The sequence below is a fragment of the Saccharopolyspora phatthalungensis genome (assembly GCF_014203395.1).
Lineage (GTDB): Bacteria > Actinomycetota > Actinomycetes > Mycobacteriales > Pseudonocardiaceae > Saccharopolyspora > Saccharopolyspora phatthalungensis.
Window position 1 is genome coordinate 3647604 of the sequence record NZ_JACHIW010000001.1, and the last position, 19154, is coordinate 3666757.

Annotated in this window: 14 protein-coding genes, 2 tRNA genes and 2 pseudogenes; 12 read left to right on the forward strand and 6 right to left on the reverse strand. The window is 68.0% G+C overall.

What is annotated here, in order from left to right; genetic code table 11:
• Nucleotides 1-2 precede the first annotated feature (2 nt).
• Nucleotides 3-74, forward strand: a tRNA-Cys gene (locus BJ970_RS16885).
• 1 nt (nucleotide 75) lies between these two features.
• Nucleotides 76-150: transfer RNA gene (locus BJ970_RS16890), tRNA-Val, on the forward strand.
• Nucleotides 151-266: 116 nt separating this feature from the next.
• On the opposite strand, the gene BJ970_RS16895 is transcribed toward BJ970_RS16890, so the two are convergent.
• From BJ970_RS16895 to BJ970_RS16905, 3 genes are all read right to left on the reverse strand, one after another.
• Nucleotides 267-1397 carry a tyrosine-type recombinase/integrase gene (locus tag BJ970_RS16895; protein WP_184727145.1) on the reverse strand — a complete coding sequence of 377 codons (1131 nt, stop codon included), beginning with the start codon at nucleotides 1395-1397 and terminating at the stop codon, nucleotides 267-269.
• 189 nt (nucleotides 1398-1586) lie between these two features.
• Nucleotides 1587-1865, reverse strand: a complete 279-nt coding sequence (locus tag BJ970_RS16900; protein ID WP_184727146.1) for a helix-turn-helix domain-containing protein — start codon at nucleotides 1863-1865, stop codon at nucleotides 1587-1589.
• 367 nt (nucleotides 1866-2232) lie between these two features.
• Nucleotides 2233-2868 (reverse strand): recombinase family protein, encoded by a 636-nt coding sequence (locus BJ970_RS16905; protein WP_312864279.1) that lies wholly within the window; start codon nucleotides 2866-2868, stop codon nucleotides 2233-2235.
• A gap of 372 nt (nucleotides 2869-3240) precedes the next feature.
• Here BJ970_RS16905 and BJ970_RS39990 point away from each other — a divergent pair.
• A pseudogene (locus tag BJ970_RS39990) lies at nucleotides 3241-3597 on the forward strand (GNAT family N-acetyltransferase); the annotation flags it as partial.
• A 193-nt stretch (nucleotides 3598-3790) separates the two neighbouring features.
• On the opposite strand, the gene BJ970_RS16910 reads toward BJ970_RS39990, so the two are convergent.
• Together BJ970_RS16910 and BJ970_RS16915 are read right to left on the reverse strand one after the other, a co-directional pair.
• On the reverse strand, nucleotides 3791-4918 hold the full coding sequence (locus BJ970_RS16910; RefSeq protein ID WP_184727148.1) for a TRM11 family SAM-dependent methyltransferase: 1128 nt from the start codon (nucleotides 4916-4918) through the stop codon (nucleotides 3791-3793).
• Between the two features lie 123 nt (nucleotides 4919-5041).
• The gene (locus BJ970_RS16915) at nucleotides 5042-5704 is read right to left on the reverse strand and encodes a hypothetical protein (RefSeq protein ID WP_246470872.1); all 663 of its coding nucleotides are present in this window, start codon (nucleotides 5702-5704) and stop codon (nucleotides 5042-5044) included.
• Between the two features lie 803 nt (nucleotides 5705-6507).
• On the opposite strand from BJ970_RS16915, the gene BJ970_RS37890 reads away from it, so the two are divergent.
• The 4 genes from BJ970_RS37890 (at nucleotide 6508) to BJ970_RS16930 (ending at nucleotide 9128) form a co-directional block, all read left to right on the forward strand.
• The gene (locus BJ970_RS37890) at nucleotides 6508-7194 is read left to right on the forward strand and encodes a hypothetical protein (RefSeq protein ID WP_246470873.1); all 687 of its coding nucleotides are present in this window, start codon (nucleotides 6508-6510) and stop codon (nucleotides 7192-7194) included.
• Complete coding sequence (locus tag BJ970_RS37895) at nucleotides 7191-7535, forward strand: hypothetical protein (RefSeq protein WP_246470875.1); 345 nt, start codon at nucleotides 7191-7193, stop codon at nucleotides 7533-7535. Before BJ970_RS37890 ends, BJ970_RS37895 begins: the two co-directional genes overlap by 4 nt.
• Nucleotides 7536-7765: 230 nt before the next feature.
• Entirely contained in the window at nucleotides 7766-8062 is a 297-nt protein-coding gene (locus BJ970_RS16925; protein WP_312864280.1) for a pilin, read from the forward strand.
• 295 nt (nucleotides 8063-8357) lie between these two features.
• On the forward strand, nucleotides 8358-9128 hold the full coding sequence (locus tag BJ970_RS16930; RefSeq protein WP_312864281.1) for a TrbL/VirB6 family protein: 771 nt from the start codon (nucleotides 8358-8360) through the stop codon (nucleotides 9126-9128).
• Nucleotides 9129-9602: 474 nt separating this feature from the next.
• Here the strand turns inward: BJ970_RS16930 and BJ970_RS16935 are convergent, their stop codons facing one another.
• On the reverse strand, nucleotides 9603-11213 hold the full coding sequence (locus BJ970_RS16935; RefSeq protein WP_446689091.1) for an IS1182 family transposase: 1611 nt from the start codon (nucleotides 11211-11213) through the stop codon (nucleotides 9603-9605).
• Nucleotides 11214-11491: 278 nt separating this feature from the next.
• Here BJ970_RS16935 and BJ970_RS16940 point away from each other — a divergent pair, with 278 nt between their 5' ends.
• The 5 genes and pseudogenes from BJ970_RS16940 to BJ970_RS16960 all read left to right on the forward strand — a co-directional run bounded on the left by BJ970_RS16940 (nucleotide 11492) and on the right by BJ970_RS16960 (nucleotide 19147).
• Nucleotides 11492-12115, forward strand: a complete 624-nt coding sequence (locus BJ970_RS16940) for a hypothetical protein (protein ID WP_184727150.1) — start codon at nucleotides 11492-11494, stop codon at nucleotides 12113-12115.
• Nucleotides 12112-13329 (forward strand): annotated as a pseudogene (locus BJ970_RS16945) (PrgI family protein). Before BJ970_RS16940 ends, BJ970_RS16945 begins: the two are co-directional and overlap by 4 nt.
• A complete protein-coding gene (locus BJ970_RS16950) occupies nucleotides 13326-15251 on the forward strand; it encodes a VirB4 family type IV secretion system protein (RefSeq protein WP_184727151.1) in 1926 nt (641 codons plus the stop codon). Before BJ970_RS16945 ends, BJ970_RS16950 begins: the two are co-directional and overlap by 4 nt.
• Nucleotides 15252-15331: 80 nt before the next feature.
• Nucleotides 15332-17983, forward strand: coding sequence for a DUF8128 domain-containing protein (locus BJ970_RS16955; RefSeq protein ID WP_184727152.1), 2652 nt, complete (start codon nucleotides 15332-15334; stop codon nucleotides 17981-17983).
• Between the two features lie 108 nt (nucleotides 17984-18091).
• A complete protein-coding gene (locus tag BJ970_RS16960) occupies nucleotides 18092-19147 on the forward strand; it encodes a replication-relaxation family protein (RefSeq protein WP_184727153.1) in 1056 nt (351 codons plus the stop codon).
• Nucleotides 19148-19154 lie beyond the last annotated feature (7 nt).

The following is a 19154-nucleotide window of genomic DNA, read 5'->3' on the forward strand; positions in this document are numbered from 1 at the left end:
CCGGCGGAGTGGCCGAGTGGCTTAGGCAAGGGCCTGCAAAGCCCTGTACGCGGGTTCGATTCCCGCCTCCGCCTCGCGCGATTAGCTCAGTGGGAGAGCGCTACCTTGACACGGTAGAGGTCACTGGTTCAATCCCAGTATCGCGCACCATCTATATTCCCAGGTTAGAACCCCATCCGATGATCTTCATTGGTTGGGGTTCCTACTATTTTGGGAGCAAATTGGGAGCAGTTGATCTTGGCTTACTGTGTTCACGCGATCTGTGTTCATCGCTTGTCGCCGGTGGCATCGGTGTCGCCGTGACCGTGGTGTGACCGTCGCCATCGGGTGTCGAGTGCGGTGAGCATGTGGTCGATCATGGGTTGGGTGACGTGGGAGTAGATGCCTTCGACTCCTGGCATGCGGTGGCCAATTCGCTGGTGTTGGAGGGCTTTGTCGGCGTGGTCTTCGTTGAGCCAGGTTTTGTGGGTGTGCCGGAGCCCGTGGAATGTCAGGCCCGCCTGGATGGGTGCCCAGCCTCGTTTCTTGTTTCCGGCGACGGCGGGTCGCCAGATGCGGTCGCGGAAGTTGGCGCGGCGTAGCAGGCCGTCGCGGGGGCCGGTGAAGACGTGGTCGTGGTGTTGCCGCGCGGCGTGCTCGGTGAGGAGCTGGACGAGGAACTTCGGCAGGTGGATGGGGCGGGCGCTGGCAGGTGTCTTGGGCGGCCCGAGTTCGAGTCGGCCGCCGATTTCGTGGAGTGCCCCTTTGTCGGGATCAACGGTAATGAGGGCGTTGCCGCCGAGGTTGACGTTGTGCCATTGCAGTCCGGCGAGTTCGCCCCACCGCATCCCGGTGTAGGCAGCGGTGATGATCAGCGTCCCGTACGCCGGGTCGCAGCGGTCGGCGATGCGGCGCACGACGCTGGGGCTGGCGGTTTCTTTCGGGGTTGATGGGTCGAGGTTGAGTTTGAGGCGTCGGCAGGGGTTTTTGCCGATGTAGTCCTCCTCGACGGCTTCGCCCAGGATCATCGACAGCAGGGTGACGATGTCGGCGACCGTGGCGTCGCCGAGATGGCGGCGCAATCCCTTCACCCATTGTTTGATCTTGATATGAGTGATCTCTTCCAGCGGGGTGTCGGCGAACTTGGGCCGGATGTGGTTGCGCAGATGCGAGTTGTATTTGGCCCAGGTGCCTTCGGCGACGTCGTGGGCATCGCACCAGATCTCGGTCCACTCGCCGAACGTGGTTTGGGCTTTGCGGGGATCGTTGAAGGTTCCCTGCCGGGTTTCGTATTCGATGTCTGCGGCTCGGTCGCGGGCTTGGTCGGGGTTGGTGTATCCGGTTTCGCTTCCGATGGTTCCGTCGGGCCGGTAGTAGCGCACTCGCCACCCTGCCCCGTGTCCTTCGATCCATGCCATGAGACGTGTCTCCTTTGTGGACGATCCCGGTCGGTCGGCCGGGCTGGTCCATGGACGCTCTAGTGCCCGTAGAGGGCAAGCGGTATGTGTTCAGAAGCGAAGAGAGGGGCGTCTGCCGAATCGGTGTCCCTTGATGCCTGCTCGCGCCAGGCGAGGCACTGGGCGACGGTGGCCAGGGGCGGGGAGTCGCTAGTGACGCCGGGTTGGATGTGTTGCGGGCAAGCGGGCTTGGCGGATGATCTCGTGGAGATCGGTATCGGAAAAGCGGAGATGTTTGCCGAGGAAGGTGCAGGGGATGGCTCGGGCGCTGGCTTTTCGGCGGAGCCAGGATTCTTTGACCGCGAGTCGCTGGGCTGCCTCGGCAGGAGTGTGCAGATGGTTCGACAGCGGCTGTTCTTCGTCGTTGACGGGGTGTGTACCCGGGCGCTGGGTTGTCGGTGACTGGCGTCTGGGGGTGCGGTCAGGCATGCGGATGCTCCCGACGTGTTTGCTGATCAAGGGACGGGATCACGGTGATCCGGTCCTCGCGAATCACGCGGATATGGACGGTGACTCGTGGAGCCGTGCTGCCGCCGGGTGTCCGACGGACGGATGGGCGGGCCCGCGGGGGTAATGCTGTGGCCGCTGCGGCGGGATCCGGGCGTCCGTGGGCCGGCGGACGGTTGCCCGGGCAGGGCAGGGGCGCTGGTGCTGTGTGCTCTGCCGCGTTGGCGTGCATGGGTGGGTGTTCCGGCGTGGTCGGGCCGGATCGTCGCGCGCGGCGGACGCGACGGCACCGTGCGGGAGCAAGATCCGCAGAGTCGGCCGACACCGTTTCGGGGCCGCTGTGCGGGCGTCATGACGCCTTCCTTCCAGCCTGACTGGATTCGGCTGGAGCAGCTCGCCGGGCCTGCTGGGCGGAAGCGAAGGTATCCGCGTCGATTAATGCCGGGTGCGCCCAGGCGTCCGACCACACCCACGCGGAGCACGGCGCCCGCCGTCCGCGGTGGTGGCGTCCCCAGACCTGCCGTCCGAGATACTTAGGGTTGCGAAGGATGGCGCGGATGGTGCTCGGGGTCCACGGCGTCGGCAGCCCAGTGGTGGGGTCGACGGGTACCGGGTAGAGGTCGGGATCTTTAGCGAAGCGAGCGGCGATATCGCGGGCCTTGAGCTGTCCGTGGACGCGCCAGGCGAAGATCAGCCGGACTACCTGCGACTCGCGCGGTGCGATCTCCAATCGCACCCGGGTGCGGGGCCGGCGCCCGTACGGGGTGATCCGCTGGCGAATCGCTCGGTAGCCATACGGCACGCCGCCGGTGTTCCATCCGTCCCGGACCAGATCTTCGGCGCCGCGGCGGGCCTTGGCTAGGTTCGCGGCGTGGTAGTCGCGCAGTACGCGCTGCCGGACCGGCCACGATATGTCGGCGTCAGGGTCGAGGTGACGGGCACGCGAGTAGGCAGACTGCGGGCAGGCCGACCGCAGTTTCCGCACCCTCCGAGCGGCCTCGGCGAGGCGCTGCCTCAAGCGCGGGCGGCGGACTGCTGCGGTCCGTGCCCATCGCGGAATGACTCGTTCAGTGTAATGGGGCGCGTTTCTCTTCGTCATGCGAAATCATCCTTCCTGCAGTCCGCGCGGCGGGTGGTCTTAGGTGTTGGCGCGTTTGGTATCCGTTGCAGATATCCTTTGGCGAATTCGATGTCTCCAGTCCTCGGCAGTGGCGATGAATCCACCGCCCACCCGCGTTTCTGGTGAACTGGATGATTTATTGGGAGTGTCCGGCAACGATCGTCCAGACTGGGCCGTTGGAGCGACGAATGATCTCTGCGGGATGGCTGAGTCTGAGACAGTTTACGGGTTTACGAAGTGTCGCTCGATCCTGCGCTGCAGCATTTTGTGCAGGTGCCGTCGCCGTACCGGCGTGAGCATGCCGCGTTCTTTGTCGAGCAACGAGCCATGGCCGGTTCGGAGAGCGGACAACGAGCGGAATTTCTTGCGGAGGACACCGCGACTGGCAGGCGGTTGGGTCGGGTGGGCTTGGGACTACGTAAGTCCGGCGTGGGTGAGATCGGCTATTGGGTCGATCCCCGCGCCCGGGAACGCAGTGTGGCGACAGATTCTGTGCGCGGCGTATGCCGGTGGGCGTTTACCAATGTGGACGTGGAGCTCATCGAGTGGCGTACCGAAGTCGGGAATGTGGCCTCGCGCCGGGTCGCGGAGAAAGCCGGTTGCCGCGTCGAGGCCACCCTGCGCAAGCGACTGGTCCACCGCGGAATGCTGGTGGATGCCTGGGTCGGTTCCCTTCTCAGAGAGGAGGCGCCACCTGACCGTGGAATCCTGTCGGAATGGGCACCCCGCCTCCGCCCACACAACTGCAGGCGGAGCACGGGATGGGAAGGCGGGATCAAGGTCGGATTCATGCCGTGGACCTGGCCAGCATCGCTGCGCCTTTCCGCGCGTCGTCGGCCATGGTGGGTTGCGGTTGCGGCGGCAACGCCGAGGATCGGTGCGGTATGGAGCGGGCCGTGGGCACCTGGGCGACGTGTGCCGCCGCCCGGTCGCCGAGCCGAAACACAAGCAGATCTTCATGCGCGATCAAGTGCAGGGGCAGTCCGGCTTCGCGTTGTTTGCGGATGAAGTCGCGTTGGAAGAAGCTCCCTCGCGCCACGAGATCGTCTTCGGCGACCCGGGCGAGCAGGGCCACGCAGCGCTCGACGGGGATCAGCCCAGCCTGCCGGCCGCAGGCGGCGATCTGGGAGGGCAGGTCGATCAGTTCGGCGTGTTCGCGCCAGGGCCGCAGGGTGATCGCGACGTGCCCGCCGGGGCGCAGGAACGCCGCCGTGCTGGCGAGGATCTTGGTGAAACCGGAGAGCAGCCGGTGGTGGCCGATGTTGGCGAGGTTGCTGCGGTCGAGGGTGTTTCCGTAGAGGTGGTGGTACTTGTGGACCCCGCCACCGGGGACGACGTTGACCTGCCCATGGGTGGACGGCCCATACGGCGGGCTGGTGACCACCAACGCCACCTGACCGGCCAGATCGGGCGGCAGCAGCGTGTCCAGCTGCCGGGCATCGCCATGGATCACACGCCCATCCGCCTCGATGCCGGCCTGGCGGGCGAGGTCGAGGTTGGCTTCGGTGACGTCGGCCCAGTGCGGCTCGTATTCGACGCCGACCGCGCGGCGACCCAGGTGTACGGCTTCAACGAGGGTGGTGCCGATCCCGCACATCGGGTCGAGCACGAGATCGCCGGGCTCGGTGTAGTGGGCGATGGCCTGTGCAGCGACGGCGGGCAGCATCTTGGCCGGGTGCGCGGTGGACTCAGCTGTGTAGCGGCCCTTGCGTTGGGCGGCGGGAGCGCGCTGCGCGGTCGCCCACACCGACACCGGGGCGGGTGTCGGTTGGTCCGCCTGCTCGATGAGCGTGCGCGGGATCGGCACGGTCGGCGTGTCGTCGGTGGTGTGGTCACGTCTGGCGTCGGGCACGGGGTCGCCTTTCTCGATGCGTCTGCTGAGGTTGGTGGAGTAGCGGTCGGGGACGTGATTCATCGGATGTCTCCGGTCTCGCGTACGGCGTCAGCCGGCGACAGCGACGGGCTTCGGTACTCGTGGGGCTGAGCGAAGACCACGAGATCCGCGTGGATGCGCCGATGCGGTGCGGGCACCTGGTGGTCATCGGCATGAGGCTGCGAGCGGCCGGTATCGGCGGCGGTGGTGTCGGGGGTGAGCACGAACCGGCCGTCTTGGATCGGTGTGAGCAGGACGACGATGTGTTGGAGGTAGAAGCAGGTCGGTGTTCTGGCAGGCGGCCACCACCGGCCCGGTTGGGTCGACGAGCTGCCCCGTGGTGTTGTCACTGTGGGTGAGCACGGCGAGGATGCCGCCGGTGCGCAGCAGCCGGGCCGCGACCTGTGCAAGGTGATCACTGACGGCCTCGCCGCTGTGTGCCGGGCGCAGGCTGGCGATGACCACATCCGCCCCCGCCGCGTGATCGCCGAGGTCGTCGGGCACGGCCCCAGAGGGCACCGTGGGCTCGATGCTGTCGAGGCCCCGTGGCCCGTCGATGAGATCGGCCCAGTAAGGCCGGGACACCGGAGCGTGCACCGCCGGGGTGGCGGTGAGGTGGACGACCCGGGCGGTCCGGTCAAGATCCCGGATGGCAGCCAGCGCCGCGTCCACTTCTCTGTCCGGCTCGACTTGCGGGTGGCTTTCGGGGGTAGGGGTGGAGGGCTTGTCAGTGATCGCTGCGGCACTAGGGCCGGTCAGCAGCACGACCCCTCCACCGGGATGGGTGAAGGAGGTGACGATCTTCTTCACGATCGGGGTCGGCCACACCGCTTCCGGGTCGACTGGCCGGGGCCCGCATGCCCATACCGTTGCCGGGGTCGGCGCACCGGAGACGCCCCGGGACCGGGGCGCGGTCGGGGTGCGGCGCGTGCTGGGCCGGGTCGCCGACGGTGGCTCGGAGCCGTCGGGGGACCCTGCGCGTCCGCCGCGCCGGGGTGGACGAGCAGGGCGTGTCGCCTCGGCCCGCCGTCGGCCAGGGGGCTGAGAATGACTGGGTGAGTTCATGGATGCCTCCGCTGCGGTGGTGCTGCGCGTTGTGCGCTGGTGACACCCCTGAACTCCGAAATAAAGGCCCCTGGGGGACAACCGGTGCCGAGTTTTTCAGGGAAACGTTGACGGCCAGGATCGGTCGGACTTTCCGCACTCAGGATTCAGGAGAGAAAAGTACGCGCACGCGCGTGTGAGGAACTCTCTCGCGCAGATCCGCCGGCGAGACGAAGATCAATCACAAACAATTCTCCTGGGTGCCTCCGTCGGGCTTGTCCACGAGAGGCAACACCCGGCGTGTGTTCGGACGCCAGCTACTACCGAACTACTACGAAACTACTACCGTCTCCCGATAACCCCAGCTCACCGGCTACTACGGTGGATCATTGCGTGATCTCGGCACCCGTGAATGTGATCGACACAATCATGAGTAGATGATCAACGACGCCCGGCGAAAATGATCATCTCAAGATCAACCGTAGTAATCTGGTAGTAGATCGGTAGTAGTTTCGTAGCAGTTTGGTAGTACCTCCTGTGGCTTCCTTTGTGGCGTCGCTGTTCCGACTCGCCGCAAGGAGCCATTCATGGCTACAACGAATGAATTCCGCCGCGCCCGCAGAGGTCAGGATTCGGAGGATTCCGTACGGGATTGCATGCCCCTGGACGCGGCGCGCGCCGCTTTTGAGTGGCTGGTGACCGGGCCGCATCCGGTCTCCCTTGATGGCCGTTTGTTTCCCGGTATGCCGTCCCGTCGGGTGCCGTTGAACGAGGTCCGGGACCGGCTGCTGCGTCGCCGCTGCCCGCAGGCCACCCGGGATGCGGTGTGGGCGCATCTGGTGCTGCGCTCGCGCACCGAGGGCGCGACGTGGACGGTCGGCTGTGTCGGGGTGGCGCTACCGGCGTTGACCCGGATCGCCGCCACACTCTCGGCCCGCTTCGCCGGGGATGTCACCGACATCCACGCCGCGGTCCTCGCCGGCTTCTTGAGCGAGATCGCCCGGATCGATCTGCGCAAGCCGCGCATCATGCTGCGCTTGCGATGGGCGGCCTACCGTGCCGGCCACACCGCTGTCCGGGAGGCACTCGATGCCCCGGTCCCTTCCGGAAACGGGTTCCGCTCCACTCCACCCACCCCGCTGTGGGGGCATCCCGACTTCGTGCTCGCCCGCGCCGTCGCCGAGGACGTGATCACCTCCGACGAGGCCGAGTTGATCGGCTCCACCGCCTGGAGGGGCTCCCGCTCGCCGACGCCGCCCTGCAGCGCGGGGTGAATTACCAAGCCGTCAAGAAGACCCGACTGCGCGCCGAGAACCGGCTGGCCGCCTATCTCCTCGACGACACGGGCGAGGCCGACGGCGATGCGGGCGAGGGCGATCTGGCCGGTCATGTCGCCGACACGGTGACCATCACCGCCGCCGCTCGCACCGCCACCACACCTGCCGCGCCGTCACGCTCAGTCATCGAACCCGCGGCCGGGGCGGCGAAGAAATCTCGGCCACGGGTGTCCCCAACCGGGCCGGAATCCGGAGTTCAGGGATGCGGGAGAAAACCAGCCACCCCCGCGCCGCAGACACCGGCCACCTCGACTCCGGAGGTCCCTCGATGCGCCTGAACCCTCTGCCACGCCCGCCACGGACGCCGCGCCACCGCCCCACGACCGCACCTGATCCAGCCCCTCGAACGATCACTGCTTCCGATGTACGGCCCTCACGGCACCGAGTCCCGCGTTCCCACCCGGCACGTGGGGGCCGGTGCAGTCATCAGAGGACTCGCCAGTCCGAGCATGGTCGACGCCCACGGGTCCTGCGGTGCCCGGGGTGGCTGCTGGCCACCGAGCTTGCCGTGCTGGGTCTGCTGCTGACCGCCGCCAGTGCGCACGCGGAGACCACGCACGTGGTGGCCCAGGCTGCGAGCCTGGATGTGGTTTTGAACAACATCCGCAACTGGCTGATGGGAATCCTGGCGCTGCTGGCGACGGTGTTCCTGACCATCGGTGGGGTCCGCTATGTCATGGCCGGCGGCGAACCTGGCGAGGTCGAGAAGGCCAAGCAGGCGTTCAAGTCGGCCGGGATCGGCTATGGGCTGGCAGCGTTGGCGCCCCTGGTTGTGACGATCCTCCGCGGGATCGTGGGGGTGTGATCAACCGATGCCGGCCACCGTCTCAGGCACCGCCCGTGTTCTCAGCCGCGCCGTCGTCACGGTGGCCGCCGCCCTCGCGCTCGCCGCAGTCATCGGGACTACCGGTGGCATCGCCGTGGCCCAACCCGCACCCACTCCCACTCCGACCCCGACACCGACGCTGCCGGAAACCCCGCCGCCGGAATGCCCGCCGGGATCAGCCCCCGACTGCGGCACCCCACCACCGCTACCCCTACCGCCGCCCAGTGAAGCGTTGCCGCCGCCACCGTGTACGGGGCCGTACTGCATTCCGCCGGTGCCGACCACCCCGGCGCTGCCGAACCCCGGCGACAGCGAGGACCACGGGGGCTGGCTGGCTCACTGGCTGACCGACTGGTTTTGGGACTTCTTCGCCGGCCTGGCGACCTCCGCGCTGGGTGGTGTGCTGGATTTGCTCGGCACGTCTCTGCTGGCGACACCGCAGTTGGATCAGCTGCCGGTGATGGGGCAGATCTGGGGCGGCTCGCGGCGCATCGTGATCGCCTGCTCCGTGGTGGTGGTGATCCTCGCGGGCCTGGTCGTGATGGCCTACCAGAGTCTGCAGACCCGCAGTTCGGTCAAGGAAATCCTTCCGCGGCTGGCGGTGGGGTTTCTTGCGGCGAATCTGTCGCTGTTTTTCGGCGGCAAAGCAATCGAGTTCGCCAATGCCCTGTCGTATGCCCTGCTGGGTGGCGATCAGGCAGGAGTGGAACAAACGGCGCGGGCATTCACTGACAGCTTGCGGGGAAATGTCCCGGCGGAGGACGCTGGATACACTGATTTGTACGCGATTTTCACCGTGCTGGCGCTGGTCGTGATGATTATCGCGGTCCTGCTGACCTACATCGTCCGTGTCGCCCTGACCGTGATTCTGCTCGCGGGTGCACCGCTGCTGCTGATGTGTCACGCGCTCCCGCACACCGAGGCGATCGCGTTCTGGTGGTGGAAAGCCTTCGGCGGAATGCTGGCCGTTCAGGTCTGCCAGTCCTTGGCGTTCATCGCTGCCATCAAACTGTTCTATCTCCCCGGTGGTATCACCCTGTTCTGACCGCGCCCACGCTAAAAAAGGGGTGTGTGGTGACCAGTTTTCTGATCGCGATCGCGATGTGCTACATCCTGTTCAAGATCCCGTTCTGGATTCTCGGGTCCATGCGCGGCGGCGGCCGGTCCTTCATCGGCTCCGTCGTCCGAGGATTTATCGCGTATAAGACATTGGGGTTGGTCGGAGGAGCCGGCGCCGCGATTCGTGGCCGCCAAGGATCCCGGGGCTCGTCGACATCGTCATCCTCGATGCCGGATCCATACGAGAACGTCCGCTCGACCTCGGGTGGCCAATACGTACTGCCCCTAGGTGGCTGGTGTCGAACGGGGTTTTGAGGTGTTTGCTCTGGTCTTAGCGTGGCGGGCGGTGGGTGTGATTGCCGATCGTTTTCGAGTGTGGTCGGTGGGTTTGTGTGTCGCGTGTGCCGGTTATCGGTGGGGAGGACGTGTGGTGTTGGTGATGGGCTGGGCGTTGGTCTGGTCAGGCGGTCGTCACGGCCCATCCGCCTGCCTTGCGGGTTATCCCGAGCACGCCCAGTCGAGCGAGGTTGACCGCGGCGGCCAGCAGCGAGAAATCAGCGGCCACTTTCCGCAGTCCTCGGACACGGGCCCGTCGTCCGCCGTGGCGGTGGCGCATCAGGTGGCCGATCTTGCGTTCGACTTTGGGCCTGGTGGCGCGGTAGTCAGCCTTCCAGGCGGGGTCGGTCTGGCGGGCACGACCGGCGGCCAGTGCGGCTTCGTGGGGGCTGATGGTGATGGTGCGGCCGGTCTTGGCGGTGGTGCACTGTGCGGCCAGCGGGCAGGTGGCGCACACGACGCCGAAGTTGGCCGCCCCAGCGTGACGCTCACGGGCGCGAATGGGTGCGGTATGCCCGGCCGGGCAGGTCACGGTCTGCTGCTCAAGGTCGATATCGAAACGGTCCTTGGGAAAATGGCCTTTCACCGCAGCCGGCGGTTGCACCTTGAGCCCATTGTGGATCCCATTCTCGTCCAGCCTTTCCAGCAATTCCCCCGCCCCATAGGCCGCATCCCCATATACCGCGGCCTGACCCTCATCCCCGGCTTCGGCTTCGGCTTCGGCTTCGGCTTCGGCTTCGGCTTCGGAGGGCAGGATGTCGGACAGGAGGGTCTCGGCGGTCTCGGCGTCGCCGCTGTTGCCGGGGGTGACTTCGGTGGCGGTGACGATCTCACTGTCGGGGTCGATGGCGAGATGTCCTTTGTAGCCGTCGAAACCGCGGGCCTGCGTTTTGTGGCCATGGCGGGTTTCGGGATCGACGGTGGAGATGACCCGGTCCGGGGCGACCCGGCGGGCGATCCGGAACACCCCGTCGCTGTCTTCGGTCAGGTCCTGGCCCAGCACCGTGGCCAGCAGGCGCGCGGCCTCATCCACGCACTTGGTCCACTTCTGGCCTTCCATCAGGGTCAGCATCGCGAACCCGTCCCGGGCCCGGGAGTCGATCAACGCCTCCCGGGCGGCCTGGTCGTCCCAGTCGATCAGGGGTTTGCCCGCTCCGGCGTAGTCATCTCCGGAGGTGAGCACCGCCCGCAACCGGGCGGCCAGTCCGGCCTCAGCGGTGGCCAGCAGACCACGGATCGCCGAGCGGATCAGGGTGATGGTGTCCATCGTCGCGACCGCGTCATACAACGGGGTCGAGTCCAGCACCCTCCTGTACCCGACCAGACCCGCCTGACGCGCGACATCCAGCACCGTCTCGAAGATCCGGTCCGGCCGAGCCGAGCGGGCCAACCGGGCCCGCATGTCCACCAGCACGGTGTGCACGAACCCCGGATAGTCGAAATCCAGGCCACCGGCGGCGTACTTCCAGCGCGTGTCAAATGCGAACCGCTCCACCGCCTCCCGATCCGACAGGCCCTCGACACGCTGCAACACCATCACCACCGCCACGATCATCGGCGGCACCGACCGGCGACCCACATCGGTGAACAGATCCGCGAACATCTCATCCGGGAACAGACTGAAGCACTCCCGATGCAACACCCCATAAATCGAACCCGCCGCGACCCGGCCCTCACAGTAATCCACCGTCGATCGCAGCAGATCACCCTGCCGCGGCGCGCGTCCCAACGTCACCCCCGACATCCTGCCAAACGATCACCCCGACGGAACACCGACACACCCCGATCCTTAGCAACCCAAAACACCAGCCACCAGAAGGACTCAAACGGAGTCGAGCCCGGAAATCCTCTCATCCGCAGTCTGTGCCGAACCGCTCGTCGGAACCTCACCAGGGGGCAGCGAGGAAACAAGGGGCACTGCTCACCGCCGAGGGCAAGCCCACCCGCGGGGCGCGACCGCCGAAGTTGGGCCCGGGTGCGGCGCGGATCGATCCACAGCCAGGGGAGCAGCACATGCTGCCCATTCCCACCCGCCACGACCCGAACCGCACCGCACGCCGCAGCCTGCACGACGACCTGACCAACCCCCGACCGACCCGCACGACACCGGATGCGCAGCAGCCGACGCTGTTCACCCGCACCGGCCGCCCGCGATCGGCCGCCCGAGGCCCCCAGCGGGGCAACCCCGGGGCGATGCCCGCCCGGATGCGGCCAGGCGACCAGCAGTATCTGCCGCTGGTCGGCCCCTTCACCAGCCAAGCCACACCTCCACCGGGACCCACGCCGACCGTCCCCGGTCAGCCCCCACCGAGGCCGGCCCGCACGCCGGGGCAACTGCCACTGCTGACCCCCAGCGGGCAGGTTCGCCCGCAGGCCCGGGCCCGACGACCGCGGCTTCCCGCGCGCCCGAGCCCGGTGGTGCCCCCGGCCTACAAGGGCATTCGCCCGGACCGGCACGGCCAATACGCACTGCCGCTGAACGTGCCGACGAAACCGGCCCGGCACCGCCCCCGGCCGGCTGCCGAACAACCCCGCCCCCAAAGCACCGCACGGCATCCAGAGCAGCCCGAACTTCCCCTGAACCTGCCGACAACCCCACCGACCCGCTCGACACCCCGAGGAGGTCGAAAGCGATGACCGAGCCTTATCGGATTCCGGCCGATGTGGACAGAGAAGACCGCATCGTGGCGGGCCTGACCGCGCGCCAGGTAGCGATCCTCGCCGTGACCGGCATCGTGCTGTATGCCGTATGGACCCTGACCCGCGAGGTCATCCCGTTGGCGGTGTTTCTGATCACGGCGATCCCGATCGGCGCGACCGCGGCGATCCTCGCACTCGGCCAGCGCGACGGCATCACTCTGGATCGGCTGGTGCTGGCGGCGATCCGCCAACGCCTCGGCCCTCGGCATCGGGTCGCCGCCCCCGAAGGCATCCGCCCCGCCCCGGAGTGGCTCACCACCCACGCCACCACCACGACCGGCGACACACCAGCCACGAAGGGTGAGTCGCGGGTGTCCCCGTCGGCGCTGCGGCTGCCAGCCGAGGCCGTCACTGACACCGGGGTCGTCGACCTCGGCAGCGATGGCCTCGCCGTCGTCGCCGTGGCCTCCACCGTCAACTTCGCGCTGCGCACCCCGGCGGAGCAGGAGGGTCTGGTCGCCAGCTTCGGCCGTTACCTGCACAGCTTGACCGCACCTGTGCAGGTACTCGTGCGCGCGGAACGGCTCGATGTGTCCGCGCAGATCGCCGAACTTCGCGAACGAGCGGGTGGCCTGCCCCACCCTGCGCTCGAACAAGCGGCGCTGGAGCACGCCGACTACCTCGCCCAACTCGGAGAACACACCGACCTGCTGCGCCGCCAAGTCCTCCTCATCCTCCGCGAGGGCCTGCGGCCGGCAGAGGGCGCGGCCTAGGCAACTGGTCCATCACCGTTCGCGGCCCTGATTCCCAGGCTGCGCCGCAAGACCTCTCAGCAGTACCCGCGAGGGGATGCGGCTCGCCGCGCTGCGGAATCACGGCTGGTGCGGCGCCTCGGAGAAGCCGTCGAACTGCTGGCACCCGCCGGAATCGTGGTGACCCCACTGGATGCCGGACAAGCCACCGCCGTCCTCGCGGCCAGCTGCAACCCCGACACCCTCCTGCCGCAGGCCACCGGCCTGGCCGGCGCCGACGACATCATCACCACTCCCAGCGGAGGGCAGTCTGACCCCGGCTATTCAGGGTGGGCCAGTGACGCCGACGGCGCTCCCGCCGACTACGACGCCCCAGCAGACGCGGGCTTTGAGGACGACTGGGACTACGACACCGAAGACGACGAGGACGACTTCGTCGAGAGGGGGCGAGTCGCATGACGCCGCGCAGGTCCCGACGGAGGACGAAAGCTGCCGTCGAAGGGCCGTCGGCAGGAGCGTTTACGCCGGATGCGGTGAGCGTGGGGGCCCGCCATTTGGAGGTCGGCGGGGATTGGGTCGCCTCGTTCGCCGTCGTGGGCTTTCCCCGCGAGGTCCATCCCGGTTGGCTGCAGCCCTTGTTGACCTATCCCGGCAGGCTGGATGTGTCGCTGCACATCGAGCCGATCGACCCCACTACCGCCGCCACCCGCCTCAAAAAGCAACTGGCCAAACTGGAATCCGGTCGGCGCCACACCGCCGAGCACGGCAGACTCCACGATCCCCAGGTGGAAGCGGCCACCGAGGACGCCTACGACCTCTCCGCCCGCATCGCCCGCGGTGAAGGCAAACTGTTCCGCCTCGGCCTATACCTGACCATCCACGCCCCCAACGAGCAGGCCCTGGCCGACGAGGTCGCCGCGATCCGGTCACTGGCCGCCTCGCTGCTACTGGACGCCAAACACACCACCTACCGGTCACTGCAGGGATGGGTGTCGACGCTGCCGATGGGCCTGGACCTCGTTGGCATGCGCCGTACCTTCGACACCAGCGCGCTGTCGGCGGCGTTCCCGTTCACCAGCCCAGATCTACCGCCGGCCGACCCCACCAGCCTGGCCGCGCCGTCCGGGGTGCTCTACGGCTACAACGCCCAGTCACAAGGACTGGTGCACTGGGACCGCTTCGCACTGGACAACCACAACAGCGTGGTCCTGGGGCGCTCCGGTGCGGGCAAGTCCTACCTGGTCAAGCTGGAGTTGCTGCGCAGCCTGTACCGGGGCATCGAGATCTATGTCGTCGACCCGGAGGACGAATATGCGCGGCTGGCGTCCTCGGTCGGCGGCACCTACGTCCACCTCGGGGGTGAGAACGTACGGCTCAACCCGTTCGACCTGCCCATCACGATCGGGCCGGATGGGCGGCGCACCGCCCCGAAGGACGCCCTGATCCGCCGCAGTCTGTTCCTGCACACCGTGATCAGCGTGCTGATCGGCGCCGAGCTCGGCGCCGCCGAGCGGGCGGCGCTGGACCGGGCGATCGCCGCCACCTACCGACGAGTCGGGATCACCGCCGATGCCCGCACCCGGACCCGACCCGCCCCCACCTTGCGGGATCTCCGTGACACCCTCGCCGAGGCGGGCACCAGGGGTGACGCGGCGGCGGGAGAGTTGGCTGCCCGGCTGCATCCCTATGTCGAGGGTGCGTTCCAGCACCTCTTCGACGGCCCCACCACGACCCAGCCGGACGGGCACCTCGTGGTCTTCTCGCTGCGGGATCTGCCCGACGAGCTCAAAAGCATCGGCACGCTGCTGACTCTGGACGCGGTATGGCGGAGGGTGTCCAACCCGGCGATCCGCAGGCCGCGACTGGTCGTGGTCGACGAAGCGTGGCTGTTGATGCAACAACACGCGGGTGCGGATTTCCTGTTCCGGATGGCCAAAGCCTCCCGCAAACACTGGGCAGGCTTGACCGTTGCCACTCAGGACACCGCGGATGTGCTGGGCAGCGATCTCGGCAAAGCCGTGGTCGCCAACGCCGCCACGCAGATCCTCCTTCGGCAGGCGTCGCAGGCCATGGACGAGATCACCCGCACCTTCGATTTATCCGCCGGTGAAAGGCAATTCCTACTCTCAGCGGAGCGGGGCCAGGGACTTCTGTCGGCGGGGACGCAGCGCGTGGCGTTTCAGAGTATTGCCTCGCCCACCGAGCACTACCTCGTCACGAGCGACCCAGCCGAACTCGCCGACTATGCCGCCGACGGCGACCTCGCCGAGCGCGGCGTCGACGAATCCTATCTCGATCTCGGGCCTGCGGCCGAGGACGACGCCCCGATCGAGGGCGACGAATTCGGCACCGATGAAGTCCAGATCGACCTTGACGTTTGAGCCCTGCTGGAGCTCTCGCGTCTCCGGTCGTGCGTACCTCGGCTACTTCCGTCTCTCCCCACTTTCTTGGAGGGTGCGCCATGTCTGCTGTCACGCCCGCTTCGACAACGACGACCGCGACCGCGATTCTGGCCGGTGATGTCCACGCCACCGACGGGACTGGCGGGTGGATCGGGGACTACCTGCGTGACCCCGGCGGCGCGCTCCACCACGTCCTGACCTCGCTGTCCGGGTGGGCGATCACCGTTGGCCCGATCGTCGGCCCACTGCTGGCCGTCGGACTCGCCGTGCTGATCGGTCTGCGGCGGTGGTGGTGGCGCCGCTGCCACCAGCGCCTGGCGGCCGATGCGCGGATGGTGACCGTCCTTGCGCCGCCCACAGTGGACCCTGCCGGTGGGGCGGCGTTGTGGTCCCACCTCGTCGGATTGCTACGCCCGGCCTGGAAGCGGTGGTTCACCGGTCAGCCGCACGTGGCCTGCGAGTACGTCTTCTCCGAAGCAGGAGTCGCGATCCGGTTGTGGGTTCCTGGAGTGATCCCGCCGGGGTTGGTCGAGCGCGCGGTCGAGGCCGCGTGGCCCGGCGCCCACACCCGCACCAGCACCGCAGACCCACCCCTACTTGCCCCCGGGGTTGGGCAGCGGCGCGTGATCGTTGCCGGTGAGCTCCGGCTGGCCCGTGCGGAGGCGCTACCGATCCGCACCGACTTCGACGCCGACCCCATCCGGGCGTTGATCGGCGCACCGGTCGGCCTCGGCCGCGATGAGCACGCCTGCGTGCAAGTCCTGGCCCGCCCGGTCACCGGCCATCGGGTCGCCAAGGCCCGCCGCGCGGCGAAACGGGTCCGCACCGGCAGCTCCACTCACGTCGTCGGCAGGCTGCTGGACCTCATCACCCCCGGCGCCCGTAGCCGCCGCAAGCCCACCACCGGCTCGGCGAAGTCGGGTCGTGATCCGCAAACCTCACTGGAGTACAGCGCGGCGAACCGGGCGATCGTCGGCAAACAACGCGGCAGTCAGTACGAGACCGTGATCCGCTACGCGGTCGCTACGATCCTGCCTGCCGATGCGCCGGAGGCGGAGGTCCGCCGGGCGCGGGACGTTGCCCGGGGACGGGCGCATGCGCTGGCGGCATCCTTTGCCTCCTACACCGAACACAACCACTACGGCCGTCATCGGCTGCGTCACCCCGCCACCACCGTCACCCAGCGACGGTTGAGTCGTGGGGATCTGCTGTCGGTGCCCGAGCTGGCCGTGCTCGCTCACCTGCCCACCGATGAAGCGATTCCCGGTGTGCAACGAGCCGGAGCGAAAGCGATCGCCCCACCACCGGGGATCGCCACCCCCGGGCGGGAAGCCAAGCCACTGGGGGTGACCGATACCGGCCACCCACGGCCCGTCGGCTTGCGGGTGCCGGATGCCCGGCATCACCTGCACGTCCTCGGCGCCACCGGCTCGGGTAAATCCACCCTGCTGGGCACCATGATTCTCGCGGACGCCGAAGCGGGCCGCGGCACTGTCGTCATCGACCCCAAGGGAGATCTCGTCACTGACGTACTCTCCCGACTCCCGCGTACTGCTGCGGACCGGGTGGTGCTCTTCGACGCCGACTCGCGGAGCCGCCCACCCTGCCTCAACCCCCTTGACGGTGGGAAAACCGATCTCACCGTCGACAACCTCGTGTCCGTCTTCCGCCGCGTCTACTCGGCGTTCTGGGGACCCCGCACCGACGACGTCATGCGCGCCGCCTGTCTGACCCTGCGCGCCCAGGAAGGTGTGGCCACGCTGGCGGACTTACCGAAGTTGCTGGCCGAACCAGCCTTCCGCTCCCGCGTCACCGCCAGCATCAGCGACCCGGTGTTGAAGGGCTTCTGGACCTGGTACGACGAACTCACCGACTCCGCCCGCTCCCAAGTCATCTCACCCCTGATGAACAAACTCCGGGCATTTCTTTTGCGGCCATTCGTCCGAGAAGCCATCGCCAGAGGGCGCTCCACAGTAGACATGGCGCAGGTGCTCGACGGTGGGATCTGCCTGGTGCGCATTCCGAAAGGCTCGCTGGGAGAGGAAACCACCCGTCTGGTCGGCTCGCTGGTGGTGGCGCGCACGTGGCAGGCCACCACCGGGCGTGCCCGCCTTCCGCAGCGTCAGCGCCGGGACGCCTCGATGGTGATCGATGAGTGTCATAACTTCCTCAATCTCCCGTATCCGCTGGAAGACATGCTCGCCGAAGCCCGCGGGTTCCGGGTCGCGATGACCCTGGCCCACCAGCACCTCGGCCAACTTCCCCGCGAACTCAAGGAAGGCATCTCCACCAACGCCCGCTCGAAGATCTTCTTCAACGCCAGCCCCGAAGACGCCCGCGAACTCGCCCGCCACACCGCACCCCGGCTCTCCGACCACGACCTGGCGCACCTCGGCGTCTACCACGCCGCCGCCCGGCTCGTCCTGCGCGGCGAAGAAGCCGAACCCTTCACCCTCGCCACCCAGCCACTACCGCCGGCGATCCCCGGACGCGCCCGCGACATCCGCCGCATCGCCCGACAAGCCACCCAGACGCCAGGCCAGCACACACCAGAGGAGGCCACGCGGGTCCGCGCGGACACCGACGCACCTCGGCCGAAACCGACGACCACAGCGCCGAATCCGCGCCCTCACCCGGCCGCGTCGTCGCGTGAGCGTTCGCCCCGGCCTGTCCAGCGGGCCCGCAGCGGCGATCCGCGTCGCAACGGGTGACCACCGGGACTGAGTACCGAATCCCGCTTGCTCTTCTCACTCGCCGCGTCCCGTCACGCGACGCGGCGGTCCCACCGTGCCTGTTTCAACCCCTGGAGGTACGTCATCGTGATCACCAACCCCACCCGCCAACGTGCGCTGCGCGGCGGCCTCAAGCCCGCACGCCCCACCCCGCGCGTGGCGAACTCGATCGACCATCAAGCCGCGCTCGCCTGGCGGCTCACGCCCCGGGATAAGTGGATCATCCGGATGCTGCACGAGCACCGCGTGCTGACCGCCAGCCAGATCACCAGCTGCGCGTTCCCGTCCTTTCGCTCCGGACGGCAACGGCTGCGGGAGCTGTTCCAGTGGAGCGTTGTCGACCGCTTTCAGCCCTCGATCGTCCTGGGCACCGCACCCATGCACTACGTCCTCGGACCCGCCGGCGCCGCAGTGCTGGCCGGTGAAGAGGGCCTGGATGCCAAGGACCTCGGGTATCGCCGTGACCGGGCGATGGGGATCTCCCACAACCAGCGCCTTGCCCACACCGTCGGCGTCAACGAGTGGTTCACCGCGCTGATCGCCCACGCCCGCCAGCATCCCGAGGAAACGGTGGGGACGTGGTGGTCGGAGACCCGCTGCGCGAAGCATTTCGGCGACCTGGTGCGCCCCGACGCCTACGGTCGCTGGCGACACCGCGACGCCGAGATCGAGTTTTTCCTCGAGTTCGACCTCAGCACCGAATCGCTGCCCCGCGTGGCAGCCAAACTCCACGGCTACGCCGGGCTGGCCGCCGCCACCGGCATCACCACCCCCGTCTTGCTGTGGCTGCCCACCGCCCGCCGCGAAACCGCCGCACGCCGACTCCTTACCCGCACCTGGCGAGACCTCGACGAACCCCACCGGGTTCCGGTCGCGACTGCCGCTGCCGATCTCCTCAACCCCGACACACCGCAGCCGAGCCCGGCCGAACCGGTGTGGCTTCCGCTGGGCGCCAGCAGCCCCCACCCCCGTGCTTCCGCACGGCGCGGTCTGCACGAGTTGCTTGACGCCTGGCCGCACGTCCCGCCACCGGCCACCTCGCCCGACCCCGCCGCGAACCCGGCGTCGTCACCGGCCATGCTGCCGCCACCCGCCTCGATGCCTCCGAACACGCACCCGCACGCAGCCGCGGCCCGGAGGTGACACCTGC

Coding starts and splice junctions, on each gene's coding strand:
- BJ970_RS16895 (WP_184727145.1), bottom strand. CDS start 1,397: ATGGCATGGATCGAAGGACACGGGGCAGGGTGGCGAGTGCGCTACTAC.
- BJ970_RS16950 (WP_184727151.1), top strand. CDS start 13,326: ATGACGCCGCGCAGGTCCCGACGGAGGACGAAAGCTGCCGTCGAAGGG.
- BJ970_RS37890 (WP_246470873.1), top strand. CDS start 6,508: ATGGCTACAACGAATGAATTCCGCCGCGCCCGCAGAGGTCAGGATTCG.
- BJ970_RS16955 (WP_184727152.1), top strand. CDS start 15,332: ATGTCTGCTGTCACGCCCGCTTCGACAACGACGACCGCGACCGCGATT.
- BJ970_RS16910 (WP_184727148.1), bottom strand. CDS start 4,918: ATGAATCACGTCCCCGACCGCTACTCCACCAACCTCAGCAGACGCATC.
- BJ970_RS16940 (WP_184727150.1), top strand. CDS start 11,492: ATGCTGCCCATTCCCACCCGCCACGACCCGAACCGCACCGCACGCCGC.
- BJ970_RS16900 (WP_184727146.1), bottom strand. CDS start 1,865: ATGCCTGACCGCACCCCCAGACGCCAGTCACCGACAACCCAGCGCCCG.